General features: G+C 41.6%; 12 protein-coding genes. 6 read left to right on the top strand and 6 right to left on the bottom strand.

All coding sequences use genetic code 11. The features are described 5' to 3' along the window. Positions 1-99 precede the first annotated feature (99 nt). A complete protein-coding gene (icd, locus tag ACSLUR_RS13725; protein ID WP_448555438.1) occupies positions 100-1353 on the top strand; it encodes an NADP-dependent isocitrate dehydrogenase in 1254 nt (417 codons plus the stop codon). Positions 1354-1472: 119 nt separating this feature from the next. Here icd and cspD read toward each other — a convergent pair whose 3' ends face one another. Next, positions 1473-1694: a cold shock domain-containing protein CspD gene (cspD, locus tag ACSLUR_RS13720; RefSeq protein ID WP_116000172.1), complete on the bottom strand. Its 222-nt coding sequence runs from the start codon at positions 1692-1694 to the stop codon at positions 1473-1475. 213 nt (positions 1695-1907) lie between these two features. On the opposite strand from cspD, the gene clpS reads away from it, so the two are divergent. After that, positions 1908-2228, top strand: a complete 321-nt coding sequence (clpS, locus tag ACSLUR_RS13715) for an ATP-dependent Clp protease adapter ClpS (RefSeq protein ID WP_116000173.1) — start codon at positions 1908-1910, stop codon at positions 2226-2228. 31 nt (positions 2229-2259) lie between these two features. Then, positions 2260-4521: an ATP-dependent Clp protease ATP-binding subunit ClpA gene (clpA, locus tag ACSLUR_RS13710; protein WP_448555435.1), complete on the top strand. Its 2262-nt coding sequence runs from the start codon at positions 2260-2262 to the stop codon at positions 4519-4521. Positions 4522-4636: 115 nt separating this feature from the next. On the opposite strand, the gene infA is transcribed toward clpA, so the two are convergent. The 5 genes from infA to ald form a co-directional block, all read right to left on the bottom strand. Further along, positions 4637-4855, bottom strand: a complete 219-nt coding sequence (infA, locus tag ACSLUR_RS13705) for a translation initiation factor IF-1 (RefSeq protein ID WP_093328826.1) — start codon at positions 4853-4855, stop codon at positions 4637-4639. A 109-nt stretch (positions 4856-4964) separates the two neighbouring features. Beyond that, positions 4965-5681, bottom strand: a complete 717-nt coding sequence (locus ACSLUR_RS13700; protein ID WP_448555433.1) for an arginyltransferase — start codon at positions 5679-5681, stop codon at positions 4965-4967. Between the two features lie 39 nt (positions 5682-5720). Beyond that, a complete protein-coding gene (gene aat / locus ACSLUR_RS13695; protein WP_448555431.1) occupies positions 5721-6428 on the bottom strand; it encodes a leucyl/phenylalanyl-tRNA--protein transferase in 708 nt (235 codons plus the stop codon). 59 nt (positions 6429-6487) lie between these two features. Then, complete coding sequence (gene trxB, locus ACSLUR_RS13690) at positions 6488-7438, bottom strand: thioredoxin-disulfide reductase (RefSeq protein ID WP_448555429.1); 951 nt, start codon at positions 7436-7438, stop codon at positions 6488-6490. 173 nt (positions 7439-7611) lie between these two features. After that, the gene (gene ald / locus ACSLUR_RS13685) at positions 7612-8733 is read right to left on the bottom strand and encodes an alanine dehydrogenase (protein ID WP_448555427.1); all 1122 of its coding nucleotides are present in this window, start codon (positions 8731-8733) and stop codon (positions 7612-7614) included. Between the two features lie 127 nt (positions 8734-8860). Between ald and lrp the strand changes: the two genes are divergently transcribed. The 3 genes from lrp to lolA all read left to right on the top strand — a co-directional run bounded on the left by lrp (position 8861) and on the right by lolA (position 12870). Continuing rightward, entirely contained in the window at positions 8861-9364 is a 504-nt protein-coding gene (gene lrp / locus ACSLUR_RS13680) for a leucine-responsive transcriptional regulator Lrp (RefSeq protein ID WP_448555425.1), read from the top strand. An 81-nt stretch (positions 9365-9445) separates the two neighbouring features. Further along, positions 9446-12109, top strand: coding sequence for a DNA translocase FtsK (locus tag ACSLUR_RS13675; protein ID WP_448555423.1), 2664 nt, complete (start codon positions 9446-9448; stop codon positions 12107-12109). 29 nt (positions 12110-12138) lie between these two features. Continuing rightward, entirely contained in the window at positions 12139-12870 is a 732-nt protein-coding gene (gene lolA, locus ACSLUR_RS13670; protein WP_448555421.1) for an outer membrane lipoprotein periplasmic chaperone LolA, read from the top strand. The last annotated feature ends 50 nt before the right edge of the window (positions 12871-12920 follow it).

The raw sequence follows: 12920 nt of genomic DNA, 5'->3' as shown, positions 1-12920 counted from the left end.
CGGTTTTGAAAAATTAGTGTCATTACTCTTTTTCGTTTAGGTTACAACTCTGGTCAGCGTACCTAGTGATAATAACTCAGCATTTCAGGGGAGAGCCTTATGTCTTCGCAAATAACAATTCCAGCAGACGGGCAAAAAATTACCATCGAAAACGGTCGATTGAACGTACCGAACAACCCAATTATTCCATTTATCGAGGGTGATGGTATTGGTATTGATGTCACGCCAACTATGCGCAAAGTGGTAGATGCGGCAGTTAAGGTTGCTTACCAAAGCGAGAAAAAAATTAGCTGGATGGAAGTGTACGCAGGTGAAAAAGCGACGGAAGTCTATGATTCTGAAACTTGGCTTCCAGAAGAAACATTGGCCATGTTTCGCGAATACCGAGTAGGTATTAAAGGGCCTTTAACAACGCCAGTTGGCGGTGGTATTCGCTCACTTAATGTGGCACTACGTCAAGTGTTAGATTTGTATGTGTGTCAGCGCCCAGTGCAATGGTTTACAGGTGTTCCTAGCCCTGTGAAGCATCCAGAAGCCGTTGACATGGTGATTTTCCGCGAAAATTCGGAAGACATTTATGCGGGTATCGAATACAAAGCAGGTACCGAGCAAGCTGATAAGATTATTAAATTCTTAACTGAAGAAATGGGCGTATCATCGATTCGCTTTACTGAGGACTGTGGTATTGGTATTAAGCCAGTGTCAAAAGAAGGTACACAGCGTTTAGTGCGAAAAGCGATTCAATATGCAATCGATAACGATCGCGATTCTGTTACCTTAGTGCACAAAGGTAACATCATGAAGTACACCGAAGGTGCTTTTAAAGAGTGGGGTTATCAATTAGCACACGATGAGTTTGGCGCTGAACTACTGGACGGTGGTCCATGGTTGTCACTTAAAAATCCAAAAAATGGTAAAGAAATTATCATTAAGGATGTTATTGCTGACGCTATGTTACAACAAATTTTGTTGCGCCCAGAAGAGTACAGCGTTATTGCTACGCTAAACCTTAATGGTGATTATTTGTCTGATGCACTTGCTGCGCAAGTCGGTGGAATTGGTATTGCACCGGGGGCAAATATTAGTGATGAAGTGGCAATTTTTGAAGCAACACATGGCACGGCACCTAAATACGCAGGCTTGAATAAAGTGAATCCAGGCTCTGTAATTTTATCTGCTGAAATGATGCTACGCCATATGGGCTGGACAGAAGCGGCCGATTTAATGCTACAAGGTATGTCTGGTGCAATTGGCGCTAAAACAGTGACGTATGACTTTGAGCGTTTAATGGAAGGAGCTACGCTGGTGTCTTGTTCTGAATTTGGTGATGAAATTATTAAGCACTTAGCTTAACGTTTAAGTAATTAGTGGCCTGCTTTTAGTAACAGTACAAGTAACACTAAAAGCAGGCATTAAAAAACACAGCCTAGGCTGTGTTTTTTTATTAGCGCGCTGTTGATTAATTTACTAAATTAATTTTCTGCTTCAGGTTCAATAGGTACTATACTTGCCGCGTGATGCCCTTTAGGGCCTTCATTCAACTCGTAATTAACATCCTGACCTGCTTTTAGTGTTCTGTATCCTTCCATCTGGATGGTAGAGTAATGAGCAAAGATGTCTTCTCCACCATCATCAGGGCGAATAAAACCGAACCCTTTTGCATTGTTAAACCATTTAACCGTACCGTGAGCCATACTTCTACTTCCTTCTATATCCTGCGGTATAATTTAGGTATGCTTCCCATAACATACACGTATAAACGCGGCGGCTAAAAAATAGCCACCTGTAAATCGTAGAATATGTGTGAGAATAGTCAAGATATTTACAATATTTTTTACAATTTTTTAATAACCTATTTTTCATAAAAAGGTTCAGCAAATTTAACCTGTAGAGACTAATATAGATTTATGAGTAACTGGAAAGAACTGACAGAATCCCAGCATGATACGGAAGAGCTAACTAAGGAACGTATTGATGAACCTCCTCGTTATCATGTTGTTTTGTTAAACGATGACTATACGCCTATGGATTTTGTGGTTGAAGTTTTACGTAGGTTTTTTAATATGGATTCTGAAAAGGCTACTGAAATCATGCTAACTATTCATTATAAGGGTAAGGCTCGTTGTGGCACATATTCTGCTGAGATAGCAGAAACTAAAGTAGACCAAGTTGTTCGATACGCTGCAGAAAATCAACATCCGTTGCAATGTTCAATGGAAAAAGCGTAACAGTGCAAGATTTAAGTAAGCTGGAGTATCTATGCTGAATAAAGATTTAGAAATTTCGTTAAACTTAGCGTTCCGTCAAGCTAAGGATTCTCGCCATGAATTTATGACGGTAGAGCACTTATTGCTAGCACTGCTGGATAACCCATCAGCGGTCGAGGCACTTAAAGCCTGTGGTGCTGACATGTCTAAATTGCGCAAGAGTTTAGAAGATTTTATTGGTGAAACAACGCCGGTCATTCCCGCTGGAGAAGATGATCGTGAAACTCAGCCAACACTAGGTTTTCAACGTGTTTTGCAACGTGCAGTTTTTCATGTGCAGTCTTCTGGTAAGAATGAAGTTAATGGTTCAAACGTGCTTGTTGCAATTTTTAGTGAGCAAGAATCACAAGCCGCCTATATTTTGAAAAAATCAGATATTACGCGTTTAGATATTGTTAACTTTATCTCTCACGGTATTTCAAAAATCGAAAATGGCGACAGTGCTAGCCACGAAGAAGTGGAGCAGCAGCAAGATGAAGAACCAAGAGTAGTAGAAAGCTTTGCGGTAAACCTCAATGAAGAGGCGAAAAAGGGCAATATAGACCCGCTGATTGGCCGTGACGATGAATTAGAGCGTACGCTTCAGGTATTGAGCCGTCGTCGCAAAAATAACCCGCTATTTGTTGGTGAAGCAGGAGTTGGTAAAACTGCTATTGCAGAAGGTTTGGCGGCAATGATTGTCAGCGAAAAAGTACCAGACTTTTTAGTAGATGGCACAATTTACTCACTTGACATGGGCGCTTTGCTCGCAGGTACTAAATACCGAGGTGATTTTGAAAAACGCTTTAAATCACTGCTTAAAGAGCTAGAAAAAGAAGCGAATGCGATTCTGTTTATAGATGAAATTCACACTATTATCGGCGCAGGTGCAGCTTCTGGTGGTATGATGGACGCTTCCAACCTTATTAAGCCTTTGCTTTCATCAGGTAAGCTTCGTTGCCTAGGTTCTACGACTTATCAAGAGTATCAAAGTATTTTTGAGAAAGACCGCGCATTAGCTCGTCGTTTCCAAAAAATAGACATAGCCGAGCCTAGTGTTGATGATACGACGAAAATACTGCAAGGATTGAAAGAAAAATACGAAAGCCATCACGGTATTCGTTATACCCATAAAGCATTGAAAGCGGCAGCTCAATTGGCTGACAAATACATTAACGAACGTTTTTTACCTGATAAAGCGATTGATATCATCGATGAAGCTGGTGCTAAGCAACAACTAGTTGCACCGTCTAAGCGTAAGAAAGTGATTAATAACAATGATATTGAGTCAATTGTCGCGAAGATGGCACGTATTCCTGAAAAATCGGTGTCTAGCTCAGAAAAAGATAACCTGCAAAATTTAGATCGTAATCTGAAGTTGGTTGTTTTTGGCCAAGATAAAGCCATTGATGAGTTAACGTCTGTTATTCGCTTATCACGAGCTGGTTTAAGTAATGAAAGCAAACCGATTGGCTCTTTCATGTTTGCAGGGCCAACTGGTGTTGGTAAAACGGAGGTTACGCAGCAGCTTGCTAAAATCTTGGGTGTTGAGCTATTGCGTTACGATATGTCTGAGTACATGGAAAAGCACGCGGTTAGCCGATTAATTGGTGCACCTCCTGGCTATGTCGGGTACGAACAAGGCGGTTTGTTAACAGATGCTGTGATTAAACATCCACATGCCGTTGTGCTGTTAGATGAAATTGAAAAAGCACATCAAGATGTATACAACATTTTGTTGCAAGTAATGGATCACGGTACCTTAACTGATAACAATGGCCGAAAAGCTGATTTTAGAAATGTTATTTTAGTGTTGACCACTAACGCAGGTGTTACTGAAACAACACGTAAATCAATTGGCTTTAAGCAGCAAGATCATAGCCTTGATGCGATGGATGAAATTAATCGCGTATTCACACCAGAATTTAGAAACCGTTTAGATAATATTGTTTGGTTCAATCACTTAGACACAGACATTATCTATCAAGTTATTGATAAGTTTATTGTAGAACTTCAAGCTTTACTTGATGAAAAAGGTGTGTCACTTGAACTTAGTGCAGATGCGAAATCTTGGCTTGCTGAGCGCGGCTACGATAAAAACATGGGCGCACGACCTATGGCTCGGTTAATTCAAGAGCAACTTAAGAAACCATTGGCGAATGAACTGCTATTTGGTGAATTAGTTGGTGGTGGTGTTGTTAAAGTGACGGTTAACAAGAAAGATGAACTTGTGATCAAAGCTGAAAGCAACAAAAAAGAGCTAGTGGAACATTAACCCGCTATCGCTTTGCTGGACAATAAACAAAAGCACATAAACCAAAAAAGCCCTGATATTCAGGGCTTTTTTGTAGATAAATCTTTTAACTCTTTCTAAAAGAAAGGTTTAAACGTTATCTGGCACGGAAAATAATGCGACCTTTCGATAAGTCATACGGCGTTAATTCAACCGTTACTTTGTCACCAGTTAAAATACGGATGTAGTTCTTGCGCATTTTACCTGAGATGTGAGCTGTAACAACGTGACCGTTTTCTAACTCAACGCGGAACATGGTGTTAGGTAATGTTTCTAACACAGTACCTTGCATTTCAATATTTTCTTCTTTCGCCATTGGGCGTTTAACCTCTAAAAGTTCATGGATATAAAGCTGCGCAGATCATGCCCAATTGTGATGACAAAGTAAAGCGTCAAGGCTATTTATTTGTTGCTAACCCGCTTATTTAGCGAGAATAGCTTGGGCTAGGAACGATATGCCACTGGTTGTTATACAGCCTTTGGTGTGGGTAAAACTTAGTTTTATAGTTCATTTTTTGGCAATCATCGATTTGATAGCCTAAATAGAGAAACTCTTTACCCAGTGATTGTGCGACATGGATTTGCTGCAATATAGAATATATACCTAAGCCGTTTTTGCGATAATCAGGATCGTAGAAGGTATAAACGGCAGACAGTGCACTTGGTAATTCATCTGTTACTGCGACACTCACTAACTTGTCACCATCATAGAGCTCAACAAAGTACTGCTTGCAAATATGAGTGAATAAGAAACTTTGATATTGCTCTGCGCTAGCAGGGTACATAGCACCATCAGCATGAAGTTCATTGATATAGCGCTCGAACAATGGGTAGTATTGTTCACTTGGCGTGCGACTTTTTACGAGTCTTAGGTGTTGATTCCTTTTTAACGAACGCTTTTGGCTTTTGCTAGGTGTAAATTCTTGTACCATGACTTTGACCGATTGGCAGGCATGGCAAGTTTTGCAATGAGGGCGGTAGACTTGTTCACCACTGCGACGAAAGCCTTGATGCATTAAATAATCATATTGATTCGCTTGCGCATGTAACTCATCAACAACAATCAATAGTCGCTCTTGGTTACCAGGTAAGTAGTTACAGGAAAATTCTTTGCTGATACCCAAGCGAAAATCATAAATCATTAGCAAAACCTCAGCTAAATTACGGCCAATAATAAAATATTAGCTGCTAATAATACGTGGTGTCCAAAATTCGCTTGGAAGTGATAAATGCAGCATGGCTTGTTGCTGCTGTATAAACTCGTCACGAGAAACTTCAATGCAGCCCATATCTTCGAGAAATGGATTTGTGATCTGACAGTCAATAAACTTTACGCCGCATACTTCTAGCGCTTTAGCCAGAACAACTAGTGCAACTTTAGAAGCGTTCGGTGCTTTATAAAACATCGACTCACCGCTAAAAAAACCATTGATAGCAACACCATATAAACCACCTACTAATTTTTCTTGCTCCCATACTTCAACAGAATGGGCATGACCTAGCAGGTGTAACTGGCGATAACCAGAAATCATCTCAGGTAGAATCCAAGTTTCGTCTTGGCGAAATGGTGCATCTGCACAAAGCTCAATTACTTGGTCAAATGCTCGATTAAATGAAACCTGATAGGGGGTTTTGTTAAGAAATTTACGCAGTGTGCGATTAATGCGAATGTCGCTAGTTGGAATAATGGCACGTGGGTTAGGAGACCACCACATAATGGGCTCGCCGTCACTAAACCATGGAAATATGCCTTCGCTATAAGCTTGAACCAATCGTTGCGGGGTGAGGTCGCCACCCACAGCGAGTAAGCCGTTAGGCTCGGTAAGTGCAGTATCTAAAGGCGGAAAAGCCAAACTATTTGGGTGAATAAAGGAAATAGATTGGCTCATAATTTTCCTGCTAAATACTGCTTGTTATTTAACAATTACTTGCTAGTGCTTGGGCGCTTTTAGCCTTTTGCATCCAAGTAACGTTCTGCATCTAATGCTGCCATACAGCCAGCACCCGCAGACGTGATTGCTTGACGATAGATATGATCTGCTACATCACCTGCAGCAAATACACCTTCAACACTAGTTTGTGTTGCATTTCCGTTGGTACCACTGTTAATGGTTAGGTAGCCATCTTTCATATCCAGCTGACCTTTGAAGATATCAGTATTTGGCTTGTGACCAATGGCGATAAACGCACCTTGCACTTCTAACTCTTCAGTAGCATCTGAATTTGTGTCTTTAATTCGAACGCCAGTAACGCCCATATCATCGCCTAGTACTTCATCTAATGTACGGTCTAAGTGTAAAACAATATTGCCGTTTTCAACTTTGTCCATTAAACGTTGCGTTAAGATCTTCTCTGAGCGGAACGTGTCACGACGGTGAATTAAGTGAACTTCAGAAGCAATATTTGATAAGTACAATGCTTCTTCAACGGCTGTGTTACCACCACCAACAACACATACTTTTTGGTTGCGGTAGAAGAAGCCGTCACAGGTTGCACAAGCAGAAACACCTTTACCCATGAAGGCTTCTTCTGAAGGTAAACCTAGGTATTGTGCTGATGCGCCCGTACAGATAATTAATGCATCACAAGTGTACTCGCTGCTGCCTTTTAAACGGAATGGGCGAGTTTCAAGGTCAACTTCTTCGATGTGATCAAAAATGATTTCGGTATCAAACTTTTCTGCGTGTTTTTGCATACGCACCATTAAGTCTGGACCTGTTAAATCATCTGCATCACCAGGCCAGTTTTCAACTTCAGTCGTCGTGGTTAACTGACCTCCTTGCTGCATACCGGTGATCATGACTGGGTTTAAGTTAGCGCGCGCTGCATATACTGCTGCCGTGTAACCTGCTGGGCCAGAGCCTAAAATAAGAAGAGGAACGTGTCTTGCTTCGCTCATGGGTTCTCCAAAAAATTCGTTTCGATAATATGATTTCTATTGATTGGGATTTTAATAAAGTTATTCAAGAGTGGGAAATAACTTTTCGTAAATAAAAAAAAGCGCCTCTTATATCAAGGGCGCTTTTTTAAACACTGACTAATTTAAGAATTGCAGGCTACTAAGTGCAACGATTAAGCGTTAGCTAAAGCGGTTGCTGGCTCAATAAAGTCAAAACCAAGGTTGTCTGCTACTTCTTTAACTGTCACTTGGCCATTAATGACATTCAAACCATTTAATAAGTGCTGATTGTCATTAAGTGCTTGTTTGTAACCTTTGTTTGCCAATTGGATAATGTAAGGCAAAGTTGCATTGTTTAGTGCAAACGTTGATGTGCGCGGCACAGCACCTGGCATGTTGGCGACACAGTAGTGAACAACATCGTCAACAATATAAGTAGGCTCAGCGTGTGTGGTAGGTGTTGATGTTTCAATACAACCGCCTTGGTCGATAGCAACATCAACAATAGCAGCACCAGGCTTCATGTTTTTAATGTGCTCTTTAGTAACTAGCTTAGGCGCAGCAGCACCTGGAATTAATACGCCACCAATAACAAGATCAGCTTCTAATACGTGCTTTTCTAACGCATCTGCAGTTGAGTAAATTGCTTTCACTTGGTTGCCGAATAAATCGTCAAGCTTACGTAAAACGTTAACATTTCGGTCTAGAATAACTACATCAGCACCCATGCCAACTGCCATTTTAGCTGCGTTAGCGCCAACCATACCGCCACCAATAATCACAACTTTTGCTGGCTCAACGCCCGGTACGCCACCTAATAACATGCCACGGCCAGCATTAGATTTTTCTAGCGCTTGTGCACCCGCTTGAATCGACATGCGACCAGCTACTTCTGACATAGGCGCAAGTAGTGGTAAGCCACCGTGATTATCTGTCACCGTTTCATAGGCGATACAAACGGCTTTGCTTTTTACTAAGTCTTGAGTTTGCGGTAAATCTGGTGCTAAGTGTAGGTAAGTGAAAAGAATTTGGCCTTCACGTAACATTGCACGCTCAACTGCTTGTGGTTCTTTTACTTTAACGATCATTTCTGCCTGCGCAAAAACTTCTTCCGCTGTCGCTAAAATGCCAGCGCCAGCTTCAATATAATCTTGATCGGTAAAACCGATGCCAATACCAGCATTGGTTTCAACAAAAACGCTGTGGCCATGGTTAATTAGTTCACGTACGCTCGCTGGCACCATGCCAACACGGTATTCGTGATTTTTTATTTCCTTTGGTACACCGATGATCATAATTATTTCTCTATGGGTTGAAATTGGTGACTAGTATAGTAGTAAATATGTAGAGCATCCTGTCGTAATTTGCTATTTTGTAGAGAATAAAGCTGCAAAAACGCAAAAAACTAGAGAAATATAAATTATGCCGCTAAGTCGCTCGAATAATCGTCACACTAGCAATAAGAAAATTGATCGTATTGATAGAAACATCCTAGAAGAGCTGCAAAAAAATGGCCGTTTATCTAATGTTGAATTGTCTAAACGAGTAGGGTTAAGCCCAACACCTTGCCTTGAGCGGGTTAAACGTTTAGAAAGTGATGGCTATATCGTTGGTTATCGGGCAATTCTAGACCCAACGCTGCTAGACGCTGCATTGTTGGTAATTGTTGAAATTACCCTTGAGAAAACAAGCCCTGATGTGTTTGATGACTTTTCTAAGGCGGTGCAAGACTTAGATGTGATTCAAGAATGCCACCTAGTTTCAGGCGATTTCGATTTTTTACTAAAAACTCGGGTAAAAGATATGGCAGCTTATCGCGAACTTTTGGGCGATACCTTGCTGCGCTTGCCAGCGGTAAGTGAAAGCCGCACTTATGTTGTCATGGAAGAAGTAAAATCTGCCAATGTAATCCCTGTCGTGCGTTAAACGGCGATTTGTCGTTTTCTCTTGTCTTAATTTTTGTTATTTTACAAAAACTAAAACAATAATTTTCCAAGTGGTAATTCTTTGTCTTCTTCTCGAGAAAAATTAACCGGTGCGCAACGTTTACTTGAAGCAGGTCTACTGATCTGCTCAGTGCTCGCTATGTATTTAATGTTGGCACTATTTACCTTTGACCCGGCAGATCCAGGCTGGTCGCAAACCGGCTATCAAACGCCTGTACGAAATTTAGGTGGCTCGGTAGGTGCGTATTTATCTGATCTATTACTGAATCTATTTGGGGTAATTGCCTATACCTTACCTTTCGTGATTGCCGTTGTTGGTTGGTTATTGTTCCAACGCTTTTATCGTCTTATGCAACTTGATTACCTGACTTTAGGGTTAAAACTGGTTGGCTTTTTTATGTTTTATATTGGCGTAACCTCGCTTGCCAGTATGAATTTTGACGACATTTTTTACTTCTCTGCGGGCGGTATATTAGGCGATGTGCTTAGTGGAGCATTTCTACCATACTTTTCGTTTGTTGGCTCAACGCTACTGTTTTTACTACTAACTTGCACAGGTTTTGTCTTTTTGACAGGTATCTCGTGGTTAGAGGTGATTGATAACATAGGTCGTTATGCAATTGCCGTTGCTTTGTATATCGCAGGGCTACCGAAATTAATTGCTGAGAAATTTAATAGTGAGCCAAAAGAAAAACCGCTAGAAAACAAAAAGGCAATGAAAGAAGCGAAAGCGGATGTCGACGAAAGTGATCCGCTGTTTAATGAGACACATCTAGAAGACAAAACGTTTGAAGAAACACCTGAGCCTGTTAAGCAAGCATTTGAACAATCACGATTTGATGGTGCAGAAGACGACTTGGCAATTGCTGAACAAACAAATCAAAACAAGGATGATTACGACGAACCAGCATTTGCTATCAGTGATGATTTAGATGATAACTTAGGCAATAACTTCAGCGATAAGTTAAGAGAAAACACAGGTGAAAACATAGAGCCAAGTCTTGGCGATATGGGCAAGGAGCGTGTTGAACCATTTATTGAGATAGATGAACTGATGACTGGCCCGCTAACGGTTAACGTGCAAGAAAATGTTAGTGAGTCTGAAATTACTGCCGCATTTGAGCCAGTAGAGAAAATTCAGGTAGAAGAAACGCCAACGCTACACGATAAAATCAATCAGCAGTTAGATGAGCAGGCAAGGGCAGAGGCGGACGCCGCACCTGATTTTGCATCGCTACCGTCTCTCGACTTACTTGATCGTTCAGACAAACAGAAGCATCCGATAGATCAAGCGCAGCTTGAACAAGTATCACGCTTAGTTGAAGCTAAACTTAGTGAGTTTGGCATCAAGGCAGATGTGGTAGATGTATTCCCTGGCCCAGTTATCACTCGTTTTGAATTGGATCTAGCACCAGGGGTAAAAGTTAGCAAGATTACTAATCTATCGAAAGATATTGCCCGTTCGCTATCAGCGAAAAGTGTTCGCGTGGTCGAAGTGATTGAAGGCAAGTCAGTGATTGGTATCGAATTGCCAAATAAACATCGCGAAACTGTGTACTTCTCTGATGTACTCTCTTGTGACACTTTTGAGCAATCAAGTTCAAATTTGGCAATGGCCATTGGAAGTGATATTTCCGGTAAACCTGTCGTGGCTGATCTTGCCAAAATGCCGCACTTACTGGTTGCTGGTACCACAGGCTCTGGTAAGTCAGTTGCGGTAAATACCATGATTGTCAGTATCTTGTATAAGTCGTCGCCTGAAGACGTTCGCATGATCATGATTGACCCGAAACAAGTTGAATTATCAGTTTACGATGGTATTCCACATCTACTATCAGAAGTTGTGACCGACATGAAAGAAGCAGCTAATGCGCTGCGCTGGTGTGTGGGTGAAATGGAGCGTCGCTATCAATTAATGTCTAAGCTTGGTGTTCGTAACCTAAAAGGCTACAACGATAAAGTGGCTAAGGCGATTGCTGAAGGTGAGCCATTAATTGACCCGCTATGGCAACCAACCGATGCATTTAGCAATACACCACCTACGCTAGAAAAGCTGCCATCAATCGTAATTGTCGTGGATGAATTTGCCGACATGATGATGATTGTTGGTAAAAAAGTGGAAGAGCTTATTGCCCGTATTGCACAAAAAGCACGTGCTGCGGGAATCCACTTAATTCTTGCCACGCAACGCCCATCTGCTGATGTTATTACCGGTTTAATTAAAGCAAATATCCCGACTCGTATGGCACTACGTGTTCAGTCGCGTATTGAATCACGCATTATTCTTGATCAACAAGGTGCAGAGCAGCTTCTGGGTATGGGTGATATGTTCTATTTACCGCCAGGTGAAGCAGTGCCAGTGCGTGTGCATGGTGCCTTTGTCAACGACGATGAAGTACATGCTGTAGTCAGCGACTGGAAGTCTCGTGGTGAACCAAATTACCTAGATGAAATCAAATCAGGTGATACTGAGCAAGAAATTTTGCTGCCGGGTGAGCAAGCGGAAACGATGGAAGGCGCAGAGCTTGACCCACTTTATGATGAAGCGCTTGCGTTTGTTAGTGAAACGCGACGTGTTTCAATTTCTAGCGTACAGCGTAAGTTCCGAATTGGCTATAACCGTGCGGCTCGTATCGTTGAAGATATGGAAATGCAAGGCGCTGTATCACCACCGGGTCATAATGGCGCACGTGAAGTATTAGCGCCACCACCGGTCAAAGACTAGTCAAAGACTCGAGAGAATGTAATTTGAAAATGAAGAAGAATTTTGTTGGTATGGCATTGTTTACTAGCATGGCCAATACCATGCTCACTACCGTGCTTACTGCCACGTTGAGTGTTAACTCCTTCGCTGTCGAAGTTAATGAGCAAGTATTAAATAGCGCAAGTGCTAATGAATTAGTTTCGCCTGCAACAAATAACCAGTTGGTAAACAACGAGGCTAAAACAGAGCTGCTGGCAAAACTAGCGCAGCTTGAAAACTTAGCAGCGAGCTTTACGCAAAATGTTTATGATGTAGACAATAATCTGCTACAAACTGGGCAAGGGCAGTTCACCTTAGCAGCTCCCAACTATTTAAAATGGCAAACGACATCACCAGAAGAATCGACCTTAGTTTCTGATGGTGAAACCTTGTGGTTATTCGACCCATTTATCGAACAAGTGACCGCTTATTCCCTAGCGAACAGTATTAGCAATACGCCTATTTTATTGCTAACCAGCACAGATGAGTCACTTTGGCAGCAATACGAAATTAGCCAAATGGCCAATGAAGCATTTAAAGTGGTTGCTAAAAGTGAAGATGCACAGGTGAAAGAGTTATTACTAGCCTTTAGCGGCGATGTGCTTTCAGGCTTTACCATTGTGGATGCAACGGGTCAGCACAGTGAGTTTCTTTTGGAAAATATCGCGGCAAATCAAACATTAGCCAGCGATGTGTTTTCTTTTCAAGTCCCAGAGGGCATGCTGCTAGATGACCAGCGCTAAAGGCTCTCGCAATACTGGCGTCAACTTAGGGCTGGAACTCGATTTAGGCT

This window comes from Thalassotalea montiporae, assembly GCF_053485855.1.
The sequence above is the reverse complement of the archived record's forward strand: the minus strand, read 5'-3'. Positions and strand labels throughout refer to the sequence as shown.